Genomic DNA, 25439 nt, shown 5'->3' with positions numbered 1-25439 from the left:
ATTGCCTTTTTGTTTCTGTATGGCAGAATATTATTATTGTTTTACAGAAAACATGAGGCAATCACCATGGCATCCATCCAAAGCCCGGCCTTCCGGCGCTTGTCCTGCGGGCTGCACGCGCTGACCCTGCTGTGCGCGCTGGCGGGCGTGTGCTTTTCCGTGGCCCGCTGGCTGCTGCTGGGCCGTGGCGAATCGGGCGGCCTGGCGCAGATGCTGCTGCCCTCGCAGGCGCTGCAGGCAAACATTGGCGCCCCTTTGCAGATCGACGTGAGCTGGCGCCTGGTGGGCCTGGCCATCGAATGCCTGCCGACCGCCGCCATGCTGTTCACCGTGTGGTGCCTGCACCGCATCTGCACCGCCTTTCTGCGTGGCGAGGTGTTCGGTTCGGCAGTGGTGCGCGGCTTTCGTGGCGTGGGCTGGGGCTTCATCGCGATGTTCGCGGCCTCGCTGGTGCACGGCGCGGCAGTGACGGCGCTGTTGTCCTGGCTGGCCTCGGGCCAGCGCGGCGGGCAGGTGGCGCTGTCGGTGGGTTCGTTCGAGATGAGCGTGCTGATCGTCGGCCTGATGATGCTGCTGTTGGCCCACGTGATGGCCGAGGGCCAGCGCCTGCAGGAGGAGTCCAGTGCGTTTGTCTGACCGCCTGGGGGCCTGCCTGTTCAACGACCAGGGCGCGCGCCGGAAAGGTGGCCATGCCCATCGTCGTCACCCTTGATGAAATGCTGGTGCGCCGCAAGGTGAAGTCGCGCGACCTGGCGGCGCACGTGGGCATCACCGAGGCCAACCTGTCGCTGCTCAAGAGCGGCAAGGTCAAGGGCGTGCGCTTCGAGACCCTGGCCGCCATCTGCGATTACCTGCAGTGCCAGCCCGGCGAACTGCTCGCCTGGGTGGCGTCCGAGAATGGTGTGGACGACGGCGCCGTGGACGATGTGGCCACCTGACGGCTACCGCCCGGGCCGACGGCGCCTTGGGGCTGCCGTGGTGGCTTCGCTGCTGCTGCACGCGGTGCTGCTGTGGCGGCTGGTGCTGCCGGCAACGGCCGTGCGGGTACCCGATCCGCCCGACAGGCAGGCGATGGAAGTCCTGTGGATCACGGCGCCGCAGGTTGCGGTACCGGTGTCCAGAACGCCCGCGCCAGAACCGGTGGCGGCGCAGCCCCCCAGGTCGGCCGAACCTCGGCCTGGGCCGGTGCGCGAGGGCCGCAGTGTGCACTCACCTGCTGTTTTGGCCTTGCCGCAGGAGCCCAGTCCGGGCCTGGTGGCCGTCCCGGCACCGTTGCCCGCCGCCTCCGATACCCGCGATGTGCCCGCCATCCAATGGAGCCCCGAGGGCGTGGCCCGTGCCGCGCGGCAGGAGCGTGAATGGCAGCGCCGCCATGGTTCACCCGCCGCTGCGGCACTCGCTGCGAACGCGGCAAGCCCGGCTCCCCGGCCCCTGGGCACCCTCACCGAAAAGGAGTGGCAGAACGCGTATTCAGGCCGGGTCACGCGCGTGGAGAGCGAGGCCGGCGTCTACTGTGTGCGCCTGCCCTCGGCCAACCGCCTGCCGGAGGTGGGGGCCGCGCCCCGCATCGCCACCGTCACGAACTGCTGAGCATGCCCTAGTCCACTGAAACCGAGAAATCGGCAGTGCGCCGGGGTGGCCGCGGGATGCAGCGCAAGGCGCGGGCTGCGGCCAAGGCTGGCCGCCTTGGCAAAGCCCGCAACGCAGCGATGTGCCCGCTGCAACCCGGCCCGCAGGGTGAGGGTCTGGCAGGGCCGCACTCGTCGTTGCCGTGCTCGCCGGGTGTGCAACCCGGCTGCGCCCGGCGCCTAGATTGCGGCCCTGCCAGTCCCTCACGCACAGCCGATTTCTCGGTTTCAGTGGACTAGGGGCGCTGGCGCTCCAGCAGCATCGAATCGCCATAGCTGAAGAAGCGGTACTGCTGCGCAATGGCATGGCGGTACAGATCCATGATCCGCCCATAGCCCGCGAAGGCGCTGACCAGCATCATCAGCGTGCTCTTGGGCAGGTGGAAGTTGGTGAGCAGCAGGTCCACCACCTGGAATGCAAAGCCCGGGGTGATGAATATGTTCGTATCGCCCGAGGACTGGCCGCTGCGGGCCCAGGATTCGAGGGTGCGCACCGTCGTCGTGCCCACCGCCACCACGCGGCCGCCGCGCTGGCGGCAGCGCTCGAGCGCTGCCAGCGTGGCCTGCGGCACCTCGTACCACTCGCTGTGCATCTGGTGCTCCGCAAGGTTCTCGGTCTTCACGGGCTGGAAGGTGCCGGCGCCCACGTGCAGGGTGACGCTCGCACGCTCCACGCCGCGTTCTGCCAGCGCGGCCAGCACGCCTTCGTCGAAATGCAGGGCCGCCGTAGGCGCGGCCACTGCGCCGGGTGCGCGCGCGAACACGGTCTGGTAACGCTGTGCGTCCTCGGCCGCATCGGGGTCGTGGTCGGCGTTCTGCTGGCGTTCGATGTAGGGCGGCAATGGCAGGTGGCCATGGCGCTCCATCAGCTCATGCGGCGTCTCGCCGGCCGGACCTTGGAGCGCAAAGCGGAACAGCGGGCCATCGTCCTCGGACGGCCAGCGCGAGAGCAGGGTGGCGTTGAAGCCGCCGCCGCGTAGACCACCCGCCATGTGCACCACGGCGCCGGGCAGCGGTTTCTTGCTGACCTTCATGTGGGCCACGACCTCATTGCCCAGCAGCACGCGCTCGATCAGCAGCTCCAGCTTGCCGCCGCTGGCCTTTTCGCCAAAGATGCGCGCCTTGACCACGCGCGTGTCGTTGAAGACCACTAGGTCGCCGCTTTGCAGCAGGCCAGGCAGCTCGCGGAAGATGCGGTCCACCGGTGCGCTCGCGCGGCCGTCGAGCAGGCGCGATGCGCTGCGCTCTGCAGCGGGGTGTTGGGCAATGAGTTCGGGGGGCAGCGAGAAGTCGAAATCGCTGAGCGTGAAGTGGCGCGGGGCCGGCGTGGCAGAAGCAGTCATGGAGCTTGAGGGCCGGACGGGCCCGTACCAAGGGGTAAAGAAACAGGGGCGCTATTTTCCCACGCCAGCCCGGGCTGCCTTTACCAGGCCTGCCCGGCAAAACCGGACCACAGCTGGTTAAGGTCCGGGAACTTCCACTTGTCCGGGTCTTCGCGGGCCACGATCTTCTCGGCACAACCGGGCGCAGCCAGGTCCACCACCTCGGGCGGAATGCGCAGGTCCGACTTGGTGGAAAAGAAGAGCTTCACCTTGGGCGAGGTCAGTGATTGCTGCCCCTGCTCCATCACCACGCCGATGCGCCCGGACGTCAGCCGCACCAGCGAACCCACGGGGTAGATGCCGATGCTCTTGACGAAGGCCTGGAACAGGCGGGGGTCGAAATGGCCTTTGGTCCACTCGGCCATGCGGCGCAGCGACTCCGCCGGGTCCCAGCCTGACTTGTAGGGGCGGTCGGAGGTGATGGCGTCGTAGACATCGCAGATGGCCGTCATGCGGGCAATCAGGCTGATCTCGTCGCCCTTGAGCTTGCTGGGGTAGCCCGAGCCGTCCATCTTCTCGTGGTGGTGGCGGCAGGCATCGAGCACCGCATCTTCCACGCTGCCACCCTCCTTGAGCATGTCGTAGCCCTCCTGTGGGTGGGTCTGGACGATGGCGAACTCGCTGTCGGTGAGCTTGCCCGGCTTGTTGAGCACCGCCAGCGGGATCGCTGCCTTGCCCAGGTCGTGCAGCAGCCCCGCCATGCCGGCGCTGCGGGTGTGTTCTTCGTTGAGGTTGATCTGCTTGGCCAATGCCACCATGAGCGCGCACACCGCCACCGAGTGCATGTAGGTGTAGTCGTCGGCCGTCTTGAGCCGGGCCAGGCTGATCAGGGCGCCCGGATTGCGCGTGACCGAGTCGGAAATCTCCTCCACCAGCCCGCGGGCATTCTCGGAATTCACGGCCTTGCCCATGCGCGCTTCCCGGAACATGGAGACCATGGCCTGCTTGGCCTCGCCACAGATCGAGGCGGCCGCCAGCAGTTCGCTGTGCATGCTGGCGGGTGCCTTGCCGCGTGTCTGGCGGCGCGCGGGGGGGGCAGGAGGGGGTGGGGGGTCGACCACCAGGGAGGGCAGGTTCTCCAGCATGCTGAAGTCCGTCTCGACCTGGATGTCCGCCTCTTCGCGCGAGATGGAGCGCACGCCCGCCGCCACGTCCAGGCCCTTGGAAATGTCGATCCACACCTCCTCAATGGCCGTATCCTTGATGCGCGCCAGATCCTTGGGATCCTTGAGAACGAACTTGGCACGCCAGAAGGGGTGGTCCATCCAGGAGCCGCAGAAGTCGTGCAGGTACATGCCCAACGTGAGATGCTGAATACTGATGCGCTTGAGCATGGAATCTGTCCGGATCGCCGGGGTCTGCCGAAATCAGGTAATAAACAGTAACCATGGTAGCCTTTTTGACTGCCGAAACCTTCGCCCTGCCGGATAACCTTTGAACAAAATGCCCGCGGCTGCTGCTCCCAGCAAGCCCTCCACCGCCAGCGTGGCGCAAAAGGCACTGCACAAGCTGGGTCTGAAGCGCGATATCGATCTGGCCCTGCACCTGCCACTGCGTTATGAGGATGAAACCCGCATCACGCCGCTGTCCAGTGCCCGCGACGGCCAGATGGTGCAGATCGAAGCCACCGTGACGGCCTGCGAAGTGCAGTTGCGCCCGCGCCGCCAGTTGCTGGTGCAGGTGGAGGACGCTTCGGGCTCCTGTGAGCTGCGCTTCTTCAGCTTCTACCCCTCGCACCAGAAGACCCTGGCCGTGGGCGCGCGCCTGCGCATCCGGGGCGAGGTCAAGGGCGGCTTCTGGGGCCGGCAGATGCTGCACCCGGCCTTTCGCCAGGCCGGCGGCGAGCTGCCGGCCGCGCTGACCCCCGTCTACCCGACCACGGCCGGCCTGCCGCAGGCCTACCTGCGCCGGGCGGTGGTGGGTGCGCTCAGCCGGGTGGACCTGTCCGAAACCCTGCCTGCCGGCACCGAGCCGCCGTACGCCGTCTTCCGGCATGACAACGGCAGCTACCGCGCGTTCAATCTGCGCGAGGCGCTCACTTTTTTGCACCACCCCACGCCCGACGTGTCGCTGTCCACACTGGAGGACCACAGCCACCCGGCCTGGCAGCGCCTGAAGGCCGAGGAACTGCTGGCACAGCAGCTGTCGCAGCAGCAGTCGCGCCGCGAGCGCGACCAATTGCGCGCACCGGTGCTGCGCCCCCGCAAGGTGGTGGATGGCGTGCTGCCGCTGCACGAACAACTGATGGCCGTGCTGCCCTTTTCCCTGACCGCCGCCCAGCGGCGGGTTGGGGTGGAGATTGCCAAAGACCTGGCGCACCGCGTGCCCATGCACCGCCTGCTGCAGGGCGACGTGGGCTCGGGCAAGACCGTCGTGGCGGCGCTGGCCGCCGCCATCGCCATGGACGCCGGCTGGCAGTGCGCGCTGATGGCACCCACCGAGATCCTGGCCGAGCAGCACTTCGCCAAGATGATCGGCTGGCTGGAGCCGCTGCTGGCGGCGCACGGCCGGCGCGTGGCCTGGCTGGTGGGCGGGCAGAAGAAGAAGGAACGCACGGCCATGCTGGCCCTGGTCGAAAGCGGCGAGGCCGCGCTGGTGGTGGGTACGCATGCCGTGATCCAGGACCAGGTGCGCTTCAAGAACCTGGCGCTGGCCATCATCGACGAGCAGCACCGCTTCGGCGTGGCGCAGCGCCTTTCCTTGCGCCAGAAATTGGCGGCTCAGGGCATGGAACCGCACATGCTCATGATGAGTGCCACGCCCATTCCGCGTACCCTGGCCATGAGCTACTACGCCGACCTCGATGTCTCGGTGATCGATGAACTGCCGCCCGGGCGCACTCCCATCGTCACCAAGCTCATTGCCGACAGCCGCAAGGACGAAGTGATCGCTCGCATTGGCGCCCAGGTAAACGACGGAAGGCAGGTCTACTGGGTGTGCCCGCTGATCGAGGAAAGCGAGGCGTTGGACCTGAGCAATGCCACCGCCACCCATGCCGACCTGAGCGAGGCCCTGCCCGGCATCATGGTCGGCCTGCTGCACTCGCGCATGCCGACGGCGGAAAAGAAGGCCGTGATGGCGCTCTTCAGCAGCGGCCAGATGGGCGTGCTGGTGAGCACCACGGTGATCGAGGTGGGGGTGGATGTGCCCAATGCCTCGCTGATGGTGATCGAGCATGCCGAGCGCTTCGGCCTGTCGCAGCTGCACCAGCTGCGCGGGCGCGTGGGGCGCGGTGCGGCGGCATCGGCCTGCGTGCTGCTGTATTCCACCAACGACAGCGGCCGGGTGGGCGAGACCGCCAAGGAGCGGTTGAGGGCCATGTCGGACACGAATGATGGCTTCGAGATCGCCCGGCGCGACCTGGAGATCCGCGGGCCGGGCGAATTCCTCGGGGCCCGGCAGTCGGGCGACGCGCTGCTGCGCTTTGCCGACCTGGCCACCGACACCCACCTGCTCGAATGGGCGCGCGAACTCGCGCCGATGATGCTGGACCGCCACGCCGAGCTGGCCGAGCGCCACGTGATGCGCTGGCTGGGTGGAAAATCCGACTATCTGAAAGCCTGACCCCGCCATGACGCAAGCCCCAGTTGCCAAGCCGTGGCCGGCCGTCACCGTGTCCCACCCGTTGGCCATCCCTGCCGTTGCAGCCTGTGCGAGGATTCTTGTGCTGCTGTCGGTCTTCTTTCTGCACCGCTGCGGCACCACGCCCTGGGTGGCATGGCACGCGGCGCTGCACAATGCGGGGTCTACCCGTCTGGAATCTCCATGACCCTCACCGAACTCAAATACATCGTCGCGGTGGCGCGCGAAAAGCACTTCGGCCACGCCGCCGATGCCTGCTATGTGTCGCAGCCCACACTGTCGGTGGCCATCAAGAAGCTCGAAGAGGAACTTGACGTGAAGCTTTTCGAGCGCAGCGCCGGCGAAGTGACCGTCACCCCGCTGGGCGACGAGATCGTGCGCCAGGCGCAAAGCGTGCTGGAGCAGGCGGCCGCCATCAAGGAGATCGCCAAGCGCGGCAAGGATCCCCTGGCCGGGCCGCTGACCCTGGGCGTGATCTACACCATCGGCCCCTACCTGCTGCCCGACCTGGTGCGCCACTCGATCGCACGCACCCCGCAGATGCCGCTGATGCTGCAGGAGAACTTCACCGTCAAGCTGCTGGAGATGCTGCGCACCGGCGAGATCGACTGCGCCATCCTGGCCGAGCCCTTTCCCGACACCGGCCTGGCCATGGCGCCGCTGTACGACGAGCCTTTCATGGCCGCCCTGCCCAGCACCCATCCCCTCGGCACGCAGAAATCCATCACAGCCGCAGAACTCAAGAGCGAAACCATGCTGCTGCTGGGCGCGGGCCACTGCTTTCGCGACCATGTGCTGGAGGTCTGCCCCGAGTTCGCGCGCTTTGCCAGCAATGCCGAGGGTATCCGCAGGTCCTTCGAGGGTTCGTCGCTGGAAACCATCAAACACATGGTGGCGGCCGGCATGGGCGTGACCCTGGTGCCGCGCCTGTCGGTGCCGCGCGATGCGCTGCTCACGGTGTCGCGCCGGCGCAAGAGCGACGAGAACTACATCCGCTACATCCCCATCCGCGAGGACGATGGCAGCCCGCCACCCATGCGCCGCGTGGTGCTCGCCTGGCGGCGCAGCTTCACGCGCTACGAAGCCATTGCCGCGCTGCGCAACGCGATCTACGCCTGCGAGCTGCCGGGCGTCACGCGCCTGTCGTGAGGTGAGCACCCCCTGAGGCGCTGCGCGCCTTCACCCCTCTCTCATATTGCTTCGCAATCTGGGAGGGGGACGCCCCCAGCGCAAGCGATGGATACGCCCTCTTCGCGGCGGGGCGGCCCTTGCGCGGGGGCGCTGGCTTGGGTCGCGCCAGTTTCATGCTCTGCGCCGCCCTTGCACGCAGGTCGGAATGAAATCTGCCATTCAGGGCATTCCTGGCGCTGCCGGGGCCGGCAGCGCTACACTTTCGCCGCGCAGGGCCTGCCGGCGTGCCATACACGGGGTCCGGTGCTGCGAAGCTGCGCCACATGCAGCCCGCGCCTGTCCCGCGCTCCCCAATTCCCAAGGAAAGCTACAGAGATGAAGAAGATTTTGATGGCCGCAGGCCTCGCCGTGGGCCTTGCCGCCTGCTCCAGCGTGACGACCAACGCGCCGCAGGCCACGACGATCAAGAAGGTCCAGATGGACCGCCTGGTGGCTACATTGCCCGCCGCCGCCCAGGGCAGCTTTGATGAGTTCCTGGCGCAGGCCGCGCGTGAGAACCCCATGCTGCAGGCCAGCGTGGCCGGCTACAAGGCCAAGGCGCCGCTGGCCGGCGACGACCTGGTCAACATCAGCCGCCTGCTGGGCCTGTACAACCGTTTGCGCAACCAGGCTGCGGTGATCGATGCCACGGCGCGCATGGTCGCCCTTCCCACCTTCCGGAGCGACAAGGTGCCTCCGCACGAGGACAAGGCCATCATCGCCTTCGGTGCGCTGGTCGAAGCCATGGCCAAGGATTTCGGCCTGGAATACCGCAATGTGGACAACCGCATCTTCGAGGTAAAGCTGCCGGGCACCGGCAAGGAAGAATTCGGTATCCTCACGCACGCCGACGTGGTGCCCGTGGTGGCCGACGAATGGGTGCTGGACGACGGCACGCGCCTCGATCCCTTCAAGCTCACGCGGGTGGGCGGCAACCTTCACGGCCGCGGCTCCATCGACGACAAGGGCTCCATCGCCACCGTGCTGTATGCGATGAAGGCCGTCAAGGACAGCGGACTGCCGCTGTCGCGCACCATCCGCCTCATGATCGAGACCACCGAAGAGACCGGTGGCGACGCCATGAAGTACTACCGCACCAAGACCGAGCTGCCCGAGTACAACATCGTGCTCGACAGCAAGTACCCGGCCGTGGTCGCAGAGAAGGGCTCGGGCGCGCTGCGCACCTCATTCCCGCTGCAGGATGCGCCGGCCGGTTTCACCTACATCGCTGCCATGGCCGGTGCCGCCTCCACCAATGCCGTGCCGCAGACCGCGACCGCGCGTCTGCAGGGCGGTGACCTGGCTGCCGTGGCGGCCCGCCTGAACGCCGCCAAGGCTGCGTTCATCGCCAAGTACACGCCCCAGGGCGGCAGCTTCGGCATCGACGTGGTGCAGGACGCCAGCGCGGTGCAGATCAAGGTGACGGGCACCTCCGCCCACGGCTCGCGCCCTGAAGAAGGCGTGAACCCGCTGCCGCGCATGGCACTGTTCCTGCGCGAATCCGAAGTGCCCGTGGCACCCACCGGCTATGCCAACGCTGTGCGCTACCTCGCCGAGCTGTACGGCACGGACTACCTGGGCCGCACCATCGGCTTGGCCTACAGCGACGACTTCATGGGCCCGCTGACCATGTCGCCCAACCTCGTGCGCGAGAAGGATGGCATGGTCGACGTGCTGGTGAACGTGCGCATGCCGCGCGGCAGAACGCCCGACGCCCTGGTGCACGCCACCAAGGTCAAGGTCAACGATTGGGCCGCGCAGGCGTCCGTTCCGGTGATCATCGACCACCAGCAGGGCAACTGGATGGCGCGCGACCCCAAGGGCGCCTGGCTGTCCACGCTGCTCAACACCTTCGGCGACACCACGGGCCTCACAGCCCAGCCGGTGTCCACCGCCGGCAGCACCACGGCCAAGCTCATGCCCAACGCCATCAACTTCGGCCCCGCCATGCCGGGCAAGAAGTACACGGCCCACAACGCCAAGGAATTCAAGGAGGTGGTGGACCTCGATGCCGACATGCAGATGTTCACCGAGATGCTGGTGCGCATCGGCAATTTGGGCCAGATGCAGTGAGGGAAAAGGCGCTTGCGCTAAAGTGACCGCAAGCCGCCGTGCTCTGGCCGGGAGCCTTCCCGGTCCACTGGCGCGGCGTACTTCCATCGATTGATCGACCACCATCCCAACGAAGGAGCCCCCCATGGCCAAAGCCGCCAAGTCCACCGCCCCCACCATCAACATCGGCATCAGCGAAAAAGATCGGGCTGCCATCGCCCAGGGCCTGTCGCGCCTGCTGGCCGACACCTATACGCTGTACCTGACCACGCACAACTTCCATTGGAACGTGACGGGGCCCATGTTCAACACCCTGCACACCATGTTCATGGCGCAGTACACCGAGCTGTGGACCGCGGTGGACCCTATTGCCGAGCGCATCCGCTCGCTGGGCCACATCGCTCCCGGCTCGTATGCCGACTTCGGCAAGCTGGCCACCGTCGCCGATGCGCCGAGCAGGCCGCCCAAGGCGCTGGACATGGTGCGCGTGCTGGTCGAAGGTCATGAGGCCGTGGCCCGCACGGCGCGCAGCCTATTTCCCCTGGCCGACAAGGCCAGCGACGAGCCCACGGCCGATCTGCTGACCCAGCGCCTCACGGTGCATGAGCAGACCGCGTGGATGCTGCGTTCGCTCCTCGAAGAATAAGCCGCCAGTCCGCCGCGCGAACGGGGCCCGGAGGCCCCGTTTTTCATCCGGCCCGGTCTTTTTCCGCAGGACGGCGCTGCACCTTGGGTGCTCGTCCTACAAGCTCTGCCAGCGCGATGCGGAATGATCGCCGCTGGCATTTGCCTCTTTCAACCATGGCCAGCCTTCGAGAACACGACGCCCTATGCGAATCCTTTATGTAGAGGACAACCCCGAACTGCGCGAAACCATCGGCATGCTGATGGAGGGCGAGGGGCGCGCGATCACGACCTGCACTACTGCCGAAGAGGCGCTCGAACTCGAAAAGGCCGGCAGCTTTGACCTGCTGGTGACCGACGTGAGCCTGCCCGGGCTGTCGGGCACGGACCTGGCCCGGCAGGTGCTGGCGGTGGACCCGCAGCGCTGGGTGGTGTTGTGCACCGGCTATGACCTGGGCGCGCATCCATCGGGCTGGGGCCCCCATGTGCGCACGCTGATGAAGCCTTTCGAGCTGGAAGACCTGGAGGCATTGCTGGTGCAGGTGCAGTCCACCCTCGAAAAGACGCCCGCCGGGCACTGACTTCCTGCGCGGCCGGCGCGGGAGCTGCCGCCGCAGCGCGGGCAGATGTCCGATCAGCCTGCAGCCGCAGCGCCGCAGCGCGGCAGAACCACATGGAAGCGCGTGGTGCCGTCTTCGGACTGCACATCGATCCGGCCGCCGTGCGAGCGCACGATCTGCTGCACGATGAACAGGCCCAGCCCCAGGCCCTGGTGGCGCCCCGGTTCCTGGTCACGCCCCCGAAACGGGCTGAACAACTGCGGAAGCAGGGCCGGCGGAATGGTGCCGCCGTTGGTCACCGTCAAGGCGATGGTGTCCGTGTCGGTGCCATCGAGTGCCACATGGATCGCCACCGCGGGATCGCCGTGGTGCACCGCATTGCCGATGAGGTTGATGGCCAGCTGGCACAGGCGCTCCTCGTCCCCCATGCCGGCCAGATTCCCCTGGTCGCTGGTGCTGATCACATGGTTGGGAAAGCTGGTGCGTATCTCCTGCAGCGAGCGCTGCAGTACGGCATGCAGGTCCACCGGGGCCATGCGCATCGCCAGGCCGGAGCCCTGGCGGATGCGCGTCACATCCAGCAGGTCCTCGATCATGCGTGCCATGCGCTGGCTGCTGCTGAGCACGCGGCCGGCCAGCGCCTGTGCCCTGTCCGCCGCCAGGGGCTGGCGTTGCAGCGCCGTGGCCGCCGCGCCGATGGCCATCAGGGGCGTGCGCAGGTCATGGCTGAGCACCGCCATGAACATTTCGTTGATGCGCAGCGCCTCGGTGCGCTCGCGCAGTTCGCGGGCCAGGCTGCGCTTCTGGCGGAACAGCTCGAAGAACACGCCCGCCTTGGATGCCAGCATCTGTGGATCGATGGGCTTGTACAGAAAGTCCACGGCCCCCGTCTCGTAGCCACGGAACTGCCAGTTCGGGTCGCGCGAACCGGCGGTCATGAAGATCAGGGGGATATGGCGCGTGCGCTCGCTGCCGCGGATCAGCTCGGCCAGCTCGAAACCGTTCATCTCGGGCATCTGCACGTCCAGCAGCGCCAGCGCCACGTCACCGTGCAGCAGCAGCAGTTCCAGTGCCTCGGGGCCCGATTGCGCCTTGAGCACCTCGATGCTGTCGCTGTGCAGCAGGGCTTCCACGGCCACGAGGTTTTCGGGCACGTCGTCCACCACCAGGCACTTGATGCGCTCGGCTGGCGGTGGCTGGGGGTGGAGAAGGGTGGGGCTCACAGGATTCTCCGCATTTGCAGTTCGGTCAGCAGGGATGCGATCTCCGAAGGGGGGAGGATGTGGTGCGGCGTCATCAGGTCCAACGCGGACTGGGGCATGGCGGACATGGCGGCGCTTGCAGGAGACTGCACGATGCAGAGCCCCCCTGCAGCGCCGATGGCGGCCATGCCACGGGCGCCATCGTGGTTGGCACCGGACAGGAGCATACCAATCAAACGCTCTCCATAAATGTCCGCCGCCGATTCGAACAGCACGTCGATGGACGGGCGCGAGAAGTGCACGGGGGCATCGACCGACAGCGCCAGCTGCGGACCGGCATCCACCAGCAGGTGGTAGTCGGGTGGGGCAAAGTACACGTTGCCGGCCTCGATGGGCTCCTTGTCCTGCGCCTCGGCCGTGCGCAGCGCACAGCGCGGGCGAAAGATCTCGGGCAGCAGGCTGGGGGCCTCGCGCGGCAGGTGCAGGGTGACCAGCACCGCCACGCGGGTCTGCGCCTGAAGCGATGGCAGGATGGTGGAGATGGCATCGATGGCGCCCGCCGAGCCACCGATCACGATGGCATCGAAGGCGCGCGGGCCGTGCGGGTATCCCGGTGAAGATGCCATCAGGTACCTACCTTCTTGCGGTAGATGCGGTCTTCGAGCACGAAGTCGTCGAAGGCTGGGGCCTGCTCGGTGAAGCGCATCGACTCCTTGGACCCCAGGCCCAGGAAACCCCGGCGGCACAGCGCCTCCTTGAACAGGCCCAGCGCCCGGTTCTGCAGTTCGCGCTCGAAATAGATCAGCACGTTGCGGCAGGACACCAGGTGCACCTCGGCAAACACCGTGTCCGTCGCCAGGCTGTGGTCGGAGAACACTACCTGCTTGCGCAGCGCACGGTCGAACACCACCCGGCCGTAGCCGGCCGAGTAGTAGTCCGAGAGCGAGGTCTTGCCGCCCGAGCGTGCATGGTTTTCGGTGAAGGCCGCTACGCGCGCCAGGTCGAACACGCCGGCCTCGGCGGCCTGCAGGGCCTGCTGGTTGATGTCGGTGGCGTAGATGATGGTGCGCTCCAGCAGGCCTTCTTCGTGCAGCAGGATGGCCAGCGAGTACACCTCTTCGCCGTTGCTGCAGCCGGCCACCCAGACCTTGAGCGAGGGGTAGGTGCGCAGGATGGGGATCACCTGCTCGCGCAGCGACTTGAAGTAGCGCGGGTCGCGGAACATCTCGCTGACCTGCACCGTGAGGTATTCGAGCAGCGCCGGGAACACGGTGGCGTCGTGCAGCACCTTGTCCTGCAGCTGCGACAGCGTCTGGCAGCCAAAGCGCGAGATCGCGGTCTGCAGGCGCCGCTTGAGCGAAGCCTGCGCGTAGCCGCGAAAGTCGTAGTGGTAGCGGTAGTAGATCGCGTCCAGCAGCAGGCGCTGCTCGATGTCGGCAATCCTGGCCGTCTTGGGGTGGGCGCTCACTTGGGCATCCACACCCGTACCAGCGACAGCAGCTTCTCCACGTCCAGTGGCTTGGCGATGTAGTCGTTGGCGCCGGCGGCCAGGCATTTGTCCTGGTCGTCCTTCATGGCCTTGGCCGTGAGGGCGATGATGGGCAGCCTGCGCCAGGCGGGCTGCTTGCGGATCTCGCGCATGGCGGTGTAGCCATCCATCTCCGGCATCATGATGTCCATCAGCACCAGGTCGACGGCGGGCCCGCTGCCACCCGAGCGCTCCAGGAACTCGATCGCCTCGCGGCCGTTGCGCGCGATCTGCACCGAGATGCCCGTGGGCTCCAGGATGCTGGAGAGCGCGAACACGTTGCGCACGTCGTCCTCCACCACCAGCACCGTGCGGCCCTCGAAGGCCGCGTCGCGGCTGCGCGCCACCTGCAGCATCTGCCGGCGCTCCACCGAAAGTTCGGATTCCACCTGGTGCAGAAACAGCGTCACCTCGTCGAGCAGGCGCTCGGGCGAGCGTGCGTCTTTGATGATGATGGACTTGGAGAAGCGGCGCAGCTGCTGTTCCTCGTCGCGCGTGAGGGCGCGCCCGGTGTAGACGATGACGGGCGGAAAGGAGACGTCCTCCTGCTCGGACATGGCCTGGAGCAGCTCGTACCCGCTCAGGTCGGGCAGGTTCACATCCATCACCATGCAGTCGAAGGTGCTGCTGCGCAGGTAATCCAGGGCCGCCGTGGCGTTCTCCACGCACACGATGTCCACGCCATCGCTGGCCAGTAGGGCGCGCACGCTCTCGCGCTGGCGCGCGTCGTCTTCCACCACCAGCACGCGGCGCATGCCCTGGGTGAACTTGGCCTCCAGGCGCTGCAGGGCGTGCACCAGCTCTTCGCGCTTGACGGGCTTGAGCGCGTAGCCAACGGCACCGCGGCCCATGGCCTCCTGCGAGTAGTCGGCCACCGACACCACGTGCACGGGGATGTGCCGCGTGGCCGGGTTGCGCTTGAGCTGGTCGAGCACCCCGAGACCCGAGAAGTCGGGCAGGTTCACGTCCAGCACGATGGCGCTGGGCTGGTGCAGGGTGGCCGCCGCCAGGCCCTCCGTGGCCGTGTGGGCCAGGATGCAGTGGAAATCCATCTCCTGCGCCAGGTCGTTCAGGATGTTGGCAAAGCGCACGTCGTCCTCGATCACGAGGATGTTGCGCTCGCCCTTGGGGCGCGCTGCCACGGGCAGGATGGCGGGGGCTGTCGGCGCCGGCCGGGCAGGCCTGGAGGCTGGCGCCGGAGGCGGCGCGCTGGCGGCGCTCTGGGGGGCCTGGAAGGCACGGCCGGTGGATGGCTCGTCGGACTGCACGGCATGGCGCGGCACCGTCAGCGTGAACTCGCTGCCCTGGCCTGGCGTGCTGTGGATGGCGATGCTGCCGCCCAGCAGCTGGGCCAGATCGCGCGAGATCGACAGGCCCAGGCCGGTGCCGCCATACTTGCGGTGGGTGCTGCCGTCGGCCTGGCGGAAGGCTTCGAAGACCAGCTCCTGCTGGTGCTCGGGAATGCCGATGCCGGTGTCGCGCACGGCAAAGGCCAGCAGGTCGCCTGGCTGGTGCGAGACATGCAGCGCCACGCTGCCCTGCTCGGTGAACTTCACGGCGTTGGACAGCAGGTTCTTGAGCACCTGGCCCAGGCGCAGGGCATCGGTGTCCATGGTGGCCGGTACGTTGGCATCGATAGTGAAGGCCAGGGTCAGGCCCTTTTCCTCGGCGATGGGGCGCAGCGGGTCGACCAGCGACTGCATGGCGCGCGCGATGTCCACGGTCTCGATGTCGATGGTGGCCTGGCCGGCCTCGATCTTGGACAGGTCCAGGATGTCGTTGATCAGCGCCAGCAGGTCGTTGCCGGCCGAGGAGATGGTCTGCGCGTACTTGACCTGCTCGCTCGTCAGGTTGCCGGCCTTGTTGTCGGCCAGCAGCTTGGCCAGGATCAGGGTGGAGTTGAGCGGGGTGCGCAGTTCGTGGCTCATGTTGGCCAGGAACTCGCTCTTGTACTGGCTGGTCTGCTCGATCTCGCGCGCCTTCTCGGTCAGGTCCGTCTGGGCGGCGAGCAGCTCCTCGCGCTGGTTCTCGAGCTGCTGGGTCTGCTCTTCGAGCTGGGCATTGGTCTGCTCCAGCTCGGTCTGCTGCAGCTCCATCTGCGCCTGCGACTCCTGCAGGATGCGGCTTTGCTGCTCCAACTCCTCGTTGTTGACGCGCAGTTCCTCCTGCTGGGCCTGCAGCTCTTCGGACTGGCGCTGGGTCTCTTCGAGCAGGGCTTCGAGCCGGCTGCGGTCCTGGCCGGAGCGAATCGCCACGGCCAGCATCTCGGAGGCCTGCTTGAACAGGCGGTGCTCGAAGTCGTCCACTGCGCGGTAGAAACCGAGCTCGATCACCGCAAAGACCTCGCCGTTCTCCATGGCGGGTGCCACCAGCAACTCGGCCGGCGCCGACGCGCCCGTGCTGGAGGACACGGTCAGGTGGTTGGCCGGCACATCGCGCACATGCAGCAGCTCGCGCGAGCGCGCGCACTGGCCCACCAGGCCCTCGCCGTCGATCAGCTTCTGCGCCAGGCGCTCACGCGGCAGGGCGTAGCCGCCGAACAGGGTGAAGCCGCCGCCATGTTCGTTGACCGCGTAGGCCGCGCCCACCTTGGCGTTGAGGTAGGTGGCCAGGTATTCGAGCGCTAGCTCGCCGATCTCTTCCACGCGGCGGTCACCTTGCAGGCGCTGGGCCAGGCCGCTCAGGCCTGTCACCACCCAGTTCTGGCGCGCTTTCAGGCGGTGCTCGCGTGCCGTCAAGGCGGCGGAGATGCAGATCAGTGCCATCAGCACCAGCGAGCCGCCCCATGAGTAATAGGCCGACAGCGACGTCGCTTCCTCCCAGCCGCGGCGGCGGTCTTCAAGTTCCTGGGTCTGCAGGCCCGCCAGGTCCGAGGCCAGGTCGCGCACCCTGTCCATGATGTTCTTGCCCGTGTCGGTGCGCACCAGTGCCATGGCGCCTTCCACGTTGCCCGCCTTGCGTAGCTCCACGGTTTCGGCGAGCTCGCTGCGCTTTTGCCGGGCCAGGTCCTCGATCTGGATGACGAGGCGGCGCTGGCTGGCGTTGCCCTCGGTGCTGGCCTTGAGGGCCGTCAACTGCCGGTCCAGCACGTTCTGCGCCAGCAGGTAGGGCTGCAGGTACGAGGCATCGCCTGTAAGCAGGTAGCCGCGCTGGCCAGTCTCCTGGTCCTTGAGCGCCGAGTGAACCAGCGACAGCTGGCGCATGCCTTGCGAGGTGCGGTCCATGGCGGCGACGGCATCGGCCCGCACTTCCGAGGCGCGGTAGTTGACGAAGGCAATGACCAGCGTGGCCAGGGCCGCCACGATGAACCCCGCCATCAGGCTGCGAGGAATGGCAAAACGCTGGGCGGCCTGGGTACTCGGTGATCGGGGCATGCGAAGCGGGTTCCGGTTGAGGGGCAACCGGACAATGTAACGGGTTTGTACAAATTCCCGATGTAGGACATTTCCTGCATCGCAGGCGCGGCGAGTGGGGTCCGCGCGGCTGCTACATTCCCGGTGCCGCCCGCCCGACGGGCAACATTGCCCGTATTTGCCGCCTTCTTCGCCATGCCCGCCCCTTCGCGCAGCCGCCTTTCCCTCTACCTTGACCTGATCCGCTGGAACCGGCCCGCCGGCTGGCTGGTCTGCCTGTGGCCCACCTTGAGCGCGCTCTGGATTGCCTCGGACGGTTTTCCGGGCTGGCACCTGCTGGCGGTGTTCGTGCTGGGCACCTTCCTCATGCGCAGCGCCGGCTGCTGCGTGAACGATGTGGCCGACCGCGACTTCGACCGCCACGTCAAGCGCACGGCGGCGCGGCCCGTGACCACGGGCGCGGTTTCCGTCAAGGAGGCGCTGACCGTGGGCGCCTTGCTGGCCCTGGTGTCCTTCGGCCTGGTGCTGACCACCAATGCAGCGGCCATCGCCTGGTCCGTGCCCGCCGTGCTGGTGGCCATTGCCTACCCGTTTTCCAAGCGCGTGATCGCCATGCCCCAGGCGGTGCTGGGCATTGCCTTCAACTTCGGCATCGTGATCGCGTTCGCCGCGGTGCAGGGCCAGGTGCCTGCCGTGGCCTGGTGGATGTGGCTCGGCAACCTGTTCTGGGTGCTGGCCTACGACACCGAGTACGCGATGGTCGACCGCGATGACGACTTGAAGATCGGCATCAAGACCTCGGCCATCACCCTGGGCCGTTTCGATGTGGCAGCCATCGTTCTGTTCTACCTGCTGTTCCTGGCCATCTGGGGCGTGGCGCTGGCGCCTTATGGCCTGGGCCCGGTGTACTGGCTGGCCACGGGCGCGGCCCTGGCGCAGGGTGTCTGGCACTGGACGCTGATACGCCACCGCACCCGCGAAGGCTGCTTCATCGCCTTCCGGGTCAACCACTGGCTCGGCGCCACGGTGTTCGCCGGCATTGCCGGCAGCTATCTGCTGCGGCAGATGACGGCCAACTGAATAGCAATCTCCAGGGCTCAGGCCCCGAACTCGTTGCCCAGTTCGTCGGCGCGCTGCTCGGCGGCTTTCATCGCGCGCTCGAAGGCCTCGCCCACGCCATCCTTTTCCATGGACTGCAGGGCCGCGTAGGTGGTGCCGCCCTTGGACGTGACACGCTGGCGCAGCACGGCCGGTGATTCGTCGGAGCGGCGCGCCAGCTCCGACGCGCCCACGAAGGTGCCTACTGCCAACTGGTGCGCCTGCTCTGCCGAGAGGCCCATGGCCGTGCCCGCGCGCGCCATGGCTTCCAGAAAGTAAAAGACATAGGCCGGGCCCGAGCCCGACAGGGCCGTCACAGCGTCGAGCTGCTTTTCGCTGTCCACCCACAGGTACTCGCCCGTGGTGGCCATGATGGCCTGCGCGCTCTCGCGCTCCGCTGGTGACACACCGGGGCGGGCATACAGAGCGCTCATGCCCTTGCCCACCAGGGCCGGGGTGTTGGGCATGGTGCGCACTACGCGCTCGCTGCCGAGCCACTGGGCGATGCTGTCCGAGCGGATGCCGGCGGCCACGCTCAGGTGCAGGGCGTCCTCGGTATGGGCGCGGGTCTGGGCCGCGGCATCCTTGAACGTCTGGGGCTTGACCGCCCAGACCACGATGCGGGCGCGCTGCAGGGCAGGGCCGGCCTCGGGCTGTGCCTGCAGACCATGGTTCTTGAGCAAGGCGTCCCGCGCCTCGGCCCAGGGCTCGACCACCTCGATCTGGCTGGCCGGGTGCCCCTGGCGGATGAGGCCACCGATGATGGCGCTGGCCATGTTGCCGCCGCCGATGAAGGCGATCACGGGAAGGGAAAGGGAGGCGGTGGTCTGGCTCATGGTGTGCAGTCGGAAGAACGAAGACAAGGGAACGGCAGGGGCATGATGGTAGCCGCCCCGCCGACCACCGGGGTCGTCATTCCAGGGTGGCTTGGCGCACCGCCAGCTCCCAGCGCTCCATGAGTTCCTGCGCGCGCGCCTTGCCCAGGGTGGGCACGAAGCGCCGCTCGGCGCGCCACAGCTGCGACAGCTCGGCGGTGCTGCCGTACACGCCGCTCGACAGGCCTGCGAGATAGGCTGCGCCCAGGGCCGTGGTCTCGATCACAGCCGGGCGCACCACGGGTATGCCCAGCAGGTCGGCCTGGAACTGCATCAGCAGGTCGTTGATGCAGGCCCCGCCATCCACGCGCAGCTCGCTCACCGGCGCGCCGCCGGCGGCCACGGCGTCGCGGCTCATGGCCAGCAGCAGGGCGGCGCTCTGGTAGGCGATGCTCTCCAATGCGGCACGCGCGATGTGGCCCAAGGTGGAGCCGCGCGTCAGGCCGGTGATGGTGCCGCGCGCATCTGGCTTCCAGTAGGGGGCGCCCAGGCCGGTGAAGGCCGGCACCATCATCACGCCGCCCGAGTCGGGCACGCTCTGCGCGAGCGACTCGACCTCGCCGCTGGTAGAGATGGCGCGCAGGCCGTCACGCAGCCACTGCACCACGGCGCCCCCGACGAAGACGCTGCCCTCCATCGCAAACTCGGTCTGCGTGCCGGCCTGGGCCGCGCTGGTCGTGAGCAGGCCGTTCTGCGAGGTCTGGAAGGTGGTGCCCGTGTGCATGAGCATGAAGCAGCCCGTGCCATAGGTGTTCTTGGCCATGCCCGCGCCAAAGCAGGCCTGACCGAAAAGGGCGCTCTGCTGGTCGCCCGCCACGCCGCCCACGCGGATGGCGTGGCCCAGCAGGTCGGGGGCCACGTCGCAGAAATGCGAGCTCGATGGCTGCACGCTGGGCATCAGCGATTTGGGAATGCGCAGCAGCGCCAGCAGCTCATCGTCCCACTGGTTGGTGTGCACGTTGAACAGCATGGTGCGCGAGGCATTGCTCACATCGGTCACATGCACCTCGCCGTGGGTGAGCTGCCACATGAGCCAGCTGTCCACCGTGCCGAAGGCCAGCTCGCCGCGCTCTGCCTGGTCGCGTGCGCCGGGCACATGGTCCAGCAGCCACTGCAGCTTCGTGCCTGAAAAATAGGCATCGATCAGCAGGCCGGTCTTGGCCTGGATGGTTCCGGCCTTGCCTTGCTCGCGCAGCGCGGCGCAGGCGGGCTCGGCCCGGCGGTCCTGCCAGACGATGGCGTGGTGCACCGGCAGGCCAGTCTTGCGGTTCCACAGCACGGTCGTCTCGCGCTGGTTGGTGATGCCCACCGCGCGGATGGCGCTGGCCTGGATGTTCGCCTTCTCCAGCGCCTCGCGGGCCGTGGCCAGCTGGGTGCGCCAGATCTCCATGGGGTCGTGTTCCACCCAGCCGGGCTGTGGGTAGATCTGCGGCAGCTCGCGCTGGGCCTGGGCCACGATGTGGCCCTGCTCGTCAAAGACGATGCTGCGGGAGCTGGAGGTGCCTTGGTCGAGTGCAAGCAGGTAGGTCATGGCAAACAAGGATAAGTCAGGCAGCCACGGTGCAGATCACCTCGGCGTCCTGGAGCAGTACAGGGAAGGGCTCGGGCGGCGGCGCATCGGTGAACAGCCGGTCGATCTGCTGCAGAGTGGCCAGCTGCACCATGGCCGGGCGGTTGAACTTGCTCTGGTCGGCCGCCAGCCAGACCTCGCGTGACTGGGCAATGATGGTCTGTGCCACCTTCACCTCGCGGTAGTCGAAGTCGCGCAGCGAGCCATCGGGCTCGATGCCCGAGATGCCGATCAGCGCGATGTCCACGCGGAACTGGCGGATGAAGTCCACCGCCGCCTCGCCCACGATGCCGCGGTCGCGCGTGCGCACCACCCCGCCGGCCACGATCACCTCGCACTCGGGGTTGCCGCTCAGGATGGCGGCCACGTTCAGGTTGTTGGTGATCACGCGCAGGCCGCGGTGGTGCAGCAGCGCCTTCGCGATGGCTTCGGTGGTGGTGCCGATGTTCAGGATCAGCGAGCAGTCGTTGGGTACCTGCTCGGCCACGGCGCGTGCAATGCGCGCCTTGCCCTCGGCATGCAGGGTTTCGCGCTGCGTGTGGGCCAGGTTCTCCACGGTGGAGCTGGGCACGCGCACCCCGCCGTGAAAGCGCGTGAGCAGGCCCGATTCGGCCAGGCGCTGCACGTCGCGGCGCACCGTCTGCAGGGTCACGCCCAGGGTTTCGGCCAACTGTTCAACGCTGGCGGATTTGCGTGCGCGTACTTCTTCGAGGAGCAGGAGTTGTCGGGGGTTGGTATTCACGCGAATGGATCAGCAAGAAGGACGCCAGTGGTGGATGTACTTTAAATGGAACAAAAAGGAACCCGTTAAGGGTAAACCTTGATTTGAAACGATCACAAAAGAACAAGAATGAACGCAATCGAAAATAAACGACCGCTGTGCGCCTGTGCCAGCGGTTTGGCGCAACAGGCCCCTTGAGGGGCACTATGGAAAGGCATGCGTGATGCAGCTGGCACTGGACAGCATCAGCAAGAGGGTGGGGGCGCAGACCTGGCTCCATGACATGAGCATGGCGCTGCACAGCGGCGCCGTGACGGTGCTGCTGGGCGCCACGCAAGCCGGCAAGACCAGCCTGATGCGCATCATGGCCGGGCTCGACACGCCCACCGCCGGCAGCGTGCGGGTGGACGGTGCGGACGTGACCGGTGTGCCGGTGCGCGAGCGCAACGTGGCCATGGTCTACCAGCAGTTCATCAATTACCCCTCGATGAAGGTGGCGGACAACATCGCCTCGCCGCTCAAGCTGCGCGGCGAAAAGAACATCGACACCCGCGTGCGCGAAATCGCCGCCCGCCTGCACATCGAGATGTTCCTCGACCGCTACCCTGCCGAGCTCTCGGGCGGCCAGCAGCAGCGCGTGGCGCTGGCGCGCGCCCTGGCCAAGGGCGCGCCGCTGATGCTGCTCGACGAGCCGCTGGTGAACCTGGACTACAAGCTGCGCGAGGAACTGCGCGAGGAACTGACCCAGCTGTTCGCCGCCGGTCAGTCCACGGTGGTCTATGCCACCACCGAGCCGGGCGAGGCCCTGCTGCTGGGCGGCTACACCGCCGTGCTCGACGAAGGCCGCCTGCTGCAGTACGGCCCCACGGCCGAGGTGTTCCATGCCCCCAATTCGCTGCGCGTGGCGCGTGCCTTCAGCGACCCGCCGATGAACCTGATCGCGGCCACGGTGGCCGCGCAAGGCGTGCAATTGCAAGGCGGAGCCACGCTGTCCATCCCGCTGCCAGAGGGTACGGCGGCCGGCGCTGTCACCGTCGGCGTGCGCGCCAGCGCACTGCGCGTGCACGCCCGCCCCGGCGACGTGAGCGTGAACGGCACGGTGGAGTTGGCAGAGATCTCGGGCTCGGACACCTTCGTGCATGCCTCCACCCCCTGGGGCGACCTGGTGGCACAGCTCACCGGGGTGCATTACTTTGAACTGGGCACGCCCCTGGCGCTGCACCTGGACCCGGCGCAGGCCTATGTGTTCGGTGCCGACGACCGGCTGGTGTGGGCGCCCGCGCGCCTGGGAGGGCGTTGAGATGGCACGTATCAGCCTGGATCTGGCGCATTCCTACAAGCCCAACCCCAAGCAGGACAGCGACTACGCGCTGCTGCCCCTGAAAATGGAGTTCGAGGACGGCGGTGCGTATGCGCTGCTCGGCCCCTCGGGCTGCGGCAAGACGACCATGCTCAACATCATGTCGGGCCTGCTCGTGCCCTCGCATGGCAAGGTGCTGTTCGATGGCCGCGACGTCACGCGCGCCAGCCCGCAGGAGCGCAACATCGCCCAGGTGTTCCAGTTCCCCGTGATCTACGACACCATGACGGTGGCCGAGAACCTGGCCTTCCCGCTGCGCAACCGCAAGGTGCCCGAAGACCAGATCAAGCAGCGCGTGGGCGTGATCGCCGAGATGCTGGAGATGAGCGGCCAGCTCAACCAGCGCGCGGCGGGCCTGGCGGCCGACGCCAAGCAGAAGATTTCGCTGGGCCGCGGCCTGGTGCGCTCGGACGTGGCGGCCGTGCTGTTCGACGAGCCGCTCACGGTGATCGACCCGCACCTCAAGTGGCAGCTGCGCCGCAAGCTCAAGCAGATCCACCACGAACTCAAGCTGACCCTGATCTACGTGACCCACGACCAGGTCGAAGCGCTGACTTTTGCCGACCAGGTGGTGGTGATGACGCGCGGCCGTGCCGTGCAGGTGGGCTCGGCCGATGCGCTGTTCGAGCGCCCCGCGCACGTGTTCGTGGGCCACTTCATCGGCTCGCCGGGCATGAATTTCCTGCCCGCGCAGCGCGATGGAGGCAACCTCTCGGTGGCCGGGCACCGCCTGTCGGCGCCCGTGGGCCGCACGCTGCCCGAAGGCGCCCTGCAGGTGGGCATACGGCCGGAGTACCTGGCCCTGGCCGAGCCGCAGCAGCCAGGCGCCTTGCCTTGCACCGTGGTGCAGGTGCAGGACATCGGCACCTACCTGATGCTCACCGCCAAGGTGGGCGAGCACACGCTCAAGGCGCGCTTTGCGCCGGAGACCCGGTTGCCGTCGACCGGTGACACGGCGTGGCTGCAGGTGCTGGGAACGCACACCTGCTTCTACCAGAACGAACAATTGCTGGCTGCGGAGGTCACCCCATGAGCACCACGACCAAGCCGGTGAACCAGAAGGCCTGGTTCCTGATCCTGCCGGTCATCATCTGCGTGGCCTTCTCGGCCATCCTGCCGCTGATGACGGTGGTGAACTACTCGGTGCAGGACATCATCTCGCCCGAGCGCCGCGTGTTCGTTGGCACCGAATGGTTTGCCGCCGTGATGCGCGACGAAGAGCTGCACGCCGCGCTGTGGCGCCAGATCACCTTCTCGCTGGCGGTGCTGGCGGTGGAGATTCCGCTGGGCATCATGCTGGCGCTGTCCATGCCCGCGCAGGGCTGGAAGTCGTCGGCCGTGCTGGTGGTGGTGGCCCTGTCGCTGCTGATCCCCTGGAACGTGGTGGGCACCATCTGGCAGATCTACGGCCGCGCCGACATCGGGCTCATGGGCCGCATGCTGCAGGAGATCGGCATCGAGTACAGCTACACCGGCAATGCCACGCAGGCCTGGCTCACGGTGCTGCTGATGGATGTGTGGCACTGGACTCCGCTGGTGGCGCTGCTGGCGTTCGCCGGCCTGCGCTCCATTCCCGACGCCTACTACCAGGCGGCGCGCATTGACGGGGCCAGCAAGTTCGCGGTGTTTCGCTACATCCAGCTGCCCAAGATGCGTGGGGTGCTCATGATCGCGGTGCTGCTGCGCTTCATGGACAGCTTCATGATCTACACCGAGCCCTTTGTGCTCACGGGCGGCGGGCCGGGCAATGCCACCACCTTCCTGAGCCAGTACCTGACGACCAAAGCCGTGGGCCAGTTCGACCTGGGCCCGGCGGCGGCGTTCTCGCTGATCTACTTCTTCATCATCCTGCTCCTGTGCTTCATCCTCTACAACTGGATGCAGCGCGTGGGCACCGCCAGCAACGAGGGGGCCGGCCATGAATGAAAAACGCTTCCACAAGCGGTCGCTGTTCCTGATCGCCTATCTGATTTTCGCCGTGTTGCCCATCTACTGGATGATCAACATGAGCTTCAAGACGAATGCGGAGATCCTGTCCTCGTTCTCGTTCTTTCCCCAGCACTTCACCTGGGACAACTACAGGACCATCTTCACCGATGCATCCTGGTACTCGGGCTACATCAATAGCTTGATCTACGTGGGCATCAACACGGTGATCTCGCTCACCGTGGCGCTGCCGGCGGCCTACGCCTTCTCGCGTTACCAGTTCATGGGCGACAAGCATGTGTTCTTCTGGCTGCTGACCAACCGCATGACGCCGCCTGCCGTGTTCCTGCTGCCCTTCTTCCAGCTGTACACCACGGTGGGACTGATGGACACGCACATTGCCGTGGCGCTGGCCCACCTGTTGTTCAATGTGCCGCTGGCGGTGTGGATCCTGGAGGGCTTCATGAGCGGCATCCCGCGCGAGATCGACGAAACCGCCTACATCGACGGCTACAGCTTCCCGCGCTTCTTCGTGACCATCTTCCTGCCACTGATCAAGGCCGGCGTGGGCGTGGCAGCGTTCTTCTGCTTCATGTTCAGCTGGGTCGAGCTGCTGCTGGCGCGCACGCTGACCAGCGTCAACGCCAAGCCCATCGTGGCCACCATGACGCGCACCGTGAGCGCCTCGGGCATGGACTGGGCAACGCTGGCTGCGGCCGGCGTGCTCACCATCGTGCCGGGCGCCATCGTGATCTGGTTTGTTCGGCACTACATCGCGAAGGGTTTCGCGATGGGCCGCGTTTAAGAA

The 25439-nt window shown here is 67.1% G+C and carries 22 protein-coding genes; 13 read left to right on the top strand and 9 right to left on the bottom strand.

Annotated features, from left to right (window positions below; genetic code table 11):
- Nucleotides 1–66: 66 nt before the first annotated feature.
- Genes QYL93_RS16560 through QYL93_RS16550 form a run of 3 tightly spaced genes read left to right on the top strand, consistent with a single transcriptional unit; the run spans nucleotide 67 to nucleotide 1590 of the window.
- Entirely contained in the window at nucleotides 67–636 is a 570-nt protein-coding gene (locus QYL93_RS16560; RefSeq protein ID WP_305744647.1) for a DUF2975 domain-containing protein, read from the top strand.
- 53 nt (nucleotides 637–689) lie between these two features.
- Complete coding sequence (locus tag QYL93_RS16555; RefSeq protein WP_305744646.1) at nucleotides 690–938, top strand: helix-turn-helix transcriptional regulator; 249 nt, start codon at nucleotides 690–692, stop codon at nucleotides 936–938.
- Nucleotides 925–1590 carry a hypothetical protein gene (locus tag QYL93_RS16550; RefSeq protein ID WP_305744645.1) on the top strand — a complete coding sequence of 222 codons (666 nt, stop codon included), beginning with the start codon at nucleotides 925–927 and terminating at the stop codon, nucleotides 1588–1590. Before QYL93_RS16555 ends, QYL93_RS16550 begins: the two co-directional genes overlap by 14 nt.
- A gap of 274 nt (nucleotides 1591–1864) precedes the next feature.
- Here QYL93_RS16550 and queA read toward each other — a convergent pair whose 3' ends face one another.
- Entirely contained in the window at nucleotides 1865–2971 is a 1107-nt protein-coding gene (queA, locus tag QYL93_RS16545) for a tRNA preQ1(34) S-adenosylmethionine ribosyltransferase-isomerase QueA (protein WP_305744644.1), read from the bottom strand.
- An 80-nt stretch (nucleotides 2972–3051) separates the two neighbouring features.
- The gene (locus QYL93_RS16540) at nucleotides 3052–4344 is read right to left on the bottom strand and encodes an HD-GYP domain-containing protein (RefSeq protein WP_305744643.1); all 1293 of its coding nucleotides are present in this window, start codon (nucleotides 4342–4344) and stop codon (nucleotides 3052–3054) included.
- Nucleotides 4345–4453: 109 nt separating this feature from the next.
- Between QYL93_RS16540 and recG the strand changes: the two genes are divergently transcribed.
- From recG to QYL93_RS16515, 5 genes are all read left to right on the top strand, one after another.
- Complete coding sequence (recG, locus tag QYL93_RS16535; RefSeq protein WP_305744714.1) at nucleotides 4454–6574, top strand: ATP-dependent DNA helicase RecG; 2121 nt, start codon at nucleotides 4454–4456, stop codon at nucleotides 6572–6574.
- A 201-nt stretch (nucleotides 6575–6775) separates the two neighbouring features.
- Nucleotides 6776–7741 carry a LysR substrate-binding domain-containing protein gene (locus QYL93_RS16530; protein ID WP_057268545.1) on the top strand — a complete coding sequence of 322 codons (966 nt, stop codon included), beginning with the start codon at nucleotides 6776–6778 and terminating at the stop codon, nucleotides 7739–7741.
- A gap of 357 nt (nucleotides 7742–8098) precedes the next feature.
- The gene (locus tag QYL93_RS16525; protein WP_305744642.1) at nucleotides 8099–9835 is read left to right on the top strand and encodes a dipeptidase; all 1737 of its coding nucleotides are present in this window, start codon (nucleotides 8099–8101) and stop codon (nucleotides 9833–9835) included.
- Between the two features lie 124 nt (nucleotides 9836–9959).
- Nucleotides 9960–10460: a Dps family protein gene (locus QYL93_RS16520; protein ID WP_305744641.1), complete on the top strand. Its 501-nt coding sequence runs from the start codon at nucleotides 9960–9962 to the stop codon at nucleotides 10458–10460.
- A gap of 184 nt (nucleotides 10461–10644) precedes the next feature.
- Nucleotides 10645–11019: a response regulator gene (locus QYL93_RS16515; protein ID WP_057203947.1), complete on the top strand. Its 375-nt coding sequence runs from the start codon at nucleotides 10645–10647 to the stop codon at nucleotides 11017–11019.
- A 53-nt stretch (nucleotides 11020–11072) separates the two neighbouring features.
- Here QYL93_RS16515 and QYL93_RS16510 read toward each other — a convergent pair whose 3' ends face one another.
- From QYL93_RS16510 to QYL93_RS16495, 4 genes are read right to left on the bottom strand one after another with little or no spacing between them, the layout of a single operon-like run.
- Nucleotides 11073–12221, bottom strand: coding sequence for a hybrid sensor histidine kinase/response regulator (locus QYL93_RS16510; RefSeq protein WP_305744640.1), 1149 nt, complete (start codon nucleotides 12219–12221; stop codon nucleotides 11073–11075).
- A complete protein-coding gene (locus tag QYL93_RS16505; protein WP_305744639.1) occupies nucleotides 12218–12826 on the bottom strand; it encodes a chemotaxis protein CheB in 609 nt (202 codons plus the stop codon). Before QYL93_RS16505 ends, QYL93_RS16510 begins: the two co-directional genes overlap by 4 nt.
- The gene (locus tag QYL93_RS16500) at nucleotides 12826–13668 is read right to left on the bottom strand and encodes a protein-glutamate O-methyltransferase CheR (RefSeq protein WP_305744638.1); all 843 of its coding nucleotides are present in this window, start codon (nucleotides 13666–13668) and stop codon (nucleotides 12826–12828) included. The genes QYL93_RS16505 and QYL93_RS16500 overlap by 1 nt, the downstream gene beginning before the upstream one ends.
- Nucleotides 13665–17102 (bottom strand): response regulator, encoded by a 3438-nt coding sequence (locus QYL93_RS16495; RefSeq protein WP_305744637.1) that lies wholly within the window; start codon nucleotides 17100–17102, stop codon nucleotides 13665–13667. The genes QYL93_RS16500 and QYL93_RS16495 overlap by 4 nt, the downstream gene beginning before the upstream one ends.
- Nucleotides 17103–17276: 174 nt before the next feature.
- Between QYL93_RS16495 and ubiA the strand changes: the two genes are divergently transcribed.
- A complete protein-coding gene (ubiA, locus tag QYL93_RS16490; RefSeq protein WP_305744636.1) occupies nucleotides 17277–18161 on the top strand; it encodes a 4-hydroxybenzoate octaprenyltransferase in 885 nt (294 codons plus the stop codon).
- Between the two features lie 17 nt (nucleotides 18162–18178).
- Here ubiA and proC read toward each other — a convergent pair whose 3' ends face one another.
- From proC to QYL93_RS16475, 3 genes are all read right to left on the bottom strand, one after another.
- Nucleotides 18179–19015, bottom strand: coding sequence for a pyrroline-5-carboxylate reductase (proC, locus tag QYL93_RS16485; RefSeq protein WP_305744635.1), 837 nt, complete (start codon nucleotides 19013–19015; stop codon nucleotides 18179–18181).
- 76 nt (nucleotides 19016–19091) lie between these two features.
- Entirely contained in the window at nucleotides 19092–20585 is a 1494-nt protein-coding gene (glpK, locus tag QYL93_RS16480) for a glycerol kinase GlpK (protein WP_305744634.1), read from the bottom strand.
- Between the two features lie 16 nt (nucleotides 20586–20601).
- Nucleotides 20602–21366 carry a DeoR/GlpR family DNA-binding transcription regulator gene (locus QYL93_RS16475; protein WP_305744633.1) on the bottom strand — a complete coding sequence of 255 codons (765 nt, stop codon included), beginning with the start codon at nucleotides 21364–21366 and terminating at the stop codon, nucleotides 20602–20604.
- A 202-nt stretch (nucleotides 21367–21568) separates the two neighbouring features.
- Here QYL93_RS16475 and QYL93_RS16470 point away from each other — a divergent pair, with 202 nt between their 5' ends.
- The 4 genes from QYL93_RS16470 to QYL93_RS16455 are packed head-to-tail and all read left to right on the top strand — an operon-like array spanning nucleotide 21569 to nucleotide 25436.
- Nucleotides 21569–22645, top strand: a complete 1077-nt coding sequence (locus QYL93_RS16470; RefSeq protein ID WP_305744632.1) for an ABC transporter ATP-binding protein — start codon at nucleotides 21569–21571, stop codon at nucleotides 22643–22645.
- Nucleotide 22646: 1 nt separating this feature from the next.
- The gene (locus tag QYL93_RS16465; RefSeq protein ID WP_305744631.1) at nucleotides 22647–23738 is read left to right on the top strand and encodes an ABC transporter ATP-binding protein; all 1092 of its coding nucleotides are present in this window, start codon (nucleotides 22647–22649) and stop codon (nucleotides 23736–23738) included.
- On the top strand, nucleotides 23735–24631 hold the full coding sequence (locus QYL93_RS16460; protein ID WP_057203955.1) for a carbohydrate ABC transporter permease: 897 nt from the start codon (nucleotides 23735–23737) through the stop codon (nucleotides 24629–24631). The genes QYL93_RS16465 and QYL93_RS16460 overlap by 4 nt, the downstream gene beginning before the upstream one ends.
- Entirely contained in the window at nucleotides 24624–25436 is an 813-nt protein-coding gene (locus QYL93_RS16455) for a carbohydrate ABC transporter permease (RefSeq protein WP_057203956.1), read from the top strand. The genes QYL93_RS16460 and QYL93_RS16455 overlap by 8 nt, the downstream gene beginning before the upstream one ends.
- The last annotated feature ends 3 nt before the right edge of the window (nucleotides 25437–25439 follow it).

Origin of the sequence: Acidovorax sp. A1169 (genome assembly GCF_030704685.1) — a bacterium.
GTDB lineage: Bacteria > Pseudomonadota > Gammaproteobacteria > Burkholderiales > Burkholderiaceae_C > Acidovorax.
Note: the sequence above shows the minus strand (reverse complement) of the source record. Positions and strands in the feature narration are given on the sequence as shown.

Excerpts from the sequence above, each read along its gene's own strand:
- QYL93_RS16560 (WP_305744647.1), top strand. The coding sequence starts at position 67 with ATGGCATCCATCCAAAGCCCGGCCTTCCGGCGCTTGTCCTGCGGGCTG.
- QYL93_RS16555 (WP_305744646.1), top strand. The coding sequence starts at position 690 with ATGCCCATCGTCGTCACCCTTGATGAAATGCTGGTGCGCCGCAAGGTG.
- QYL93_RS16550 (WP_305744645.1), top strand. The coding sequence starts at position 925 with ATGTGGCCACCTGACGGCTACCGCCCGGGCCGACGGCGCCTTGGGGCT.
- queA (WP_305744644.1), bottom strand. The coding sequence starts at position 2,971 with ATGACTGCTTCTGCCACGCCGGCCCCGCGCCACTTCACGCTCAGCGAT.
- QYL93_RS16540 (WP_305744643.1), bottom strand. The coding sequence starts at position 4,344 with ATGCTCAAGCGCATCAGTATTCAGCATCTCACGTTGGGCATGTACCTG.
- recG (WP_305744714.1), top strand. The coding sequence starts at position 4,454 with ATGCCCGCGGCTGCTGCTCCCAGCAAGCCCTCCACCGCCAGCGTGGCG.
- QYL93_RS16530 (WP_057268545.1), top strand. The coding sequence starts at position 6,776 with ATGACCCTCACCGAACTCAAATACATCGTCGCGGTGGCGCGCGAAAAG.
- QYL93_RS16525 (WP_305744642.1), top strand. The coding sequence starts at position 8,099 with ATGAAGAAGATTTTGATGGCCGCAGGCCTCGCCGTGGGCCTTGCCGCC.
- QYL93_RS16520 (WP_305744641.1), top strand. The coding sequence starts at position 9,960 with ATGGCCAAAGCCGCCAAGTCCACCGCCCCCACCATCAACATCGGCATC.
- QYL93_RS16515 (WP_057203947.1), top strand. The coding sequence starts at position 10,645 with ATGCGAATCCTTTATGTAGAGGACAACCCCGAACTGCGCGAAACCATC.
- QYL93_RS16505 (WP_305744639.1), bottom strand. The coding sequence starts at position 12,826 with ATGGCATCTTCACCGGGATACCCGCACGGCCCGCGCGCCTTCGATGCC.
- QYL93_RS16495 (WP_305744637.1), bottom strand. The coding sequence starts at position 17,102 with ATGCCCCGATCACCGAGTACCCAGGCCGCCCAGCGTTTTGCCATTCCT.
- ubiA (WP_305744636.1), top strand. The coding sequence starts at position 17,277 with ATGCCCGCCCCTTCGCGCAGCCGCCTTTCCCTCTACCTTGACCTGATC.
- proC (WP_305744635.1), bottom strand. The coding sequence starts at position 19,015 with ATGAGCCAGACCACCGCCTCCCTTTCCCTTCCCGTGATCGCCTTCATC.
- glpK (WP_305744634.1), bottom strand. The coding sequence starts at position 20,585 with ATGACCTACCTGCTTGCACTCGACCAAGGCACCTCCAGCTCCCGCAGC.
- QYL93_RS16470 (WP_305744632.1), top strand. The coding sequence starts at position 21,569 with ATGCAGCTGGCACTGGACAGCATCAGCAAGAGGGTGGGGGCGCAGACC.
- QYL93_RS16465 (WP_305744631.1), top strand. The coding sequence starts at position 22,647 with ATGGCACGTATCAGCCTGGATCTGGCGCATTCCTACAAGCCCAACCCC.
- QYL93_RS16460 (WP_057203955.1), top strand. The coding sequence starts at position 23,735 with ATGAGCACCACGACCAAGCCGGTGAACCAGAAGGCCTGGTTCCTGATC.
- QYL93_RS16455 (WP_057203956.1), top strand. The coding sequence starts at position 24,624 with ATGAATGAAAAACGCTTCCACAAGCGGTCGCTGTTCCTGATCGCCTAT.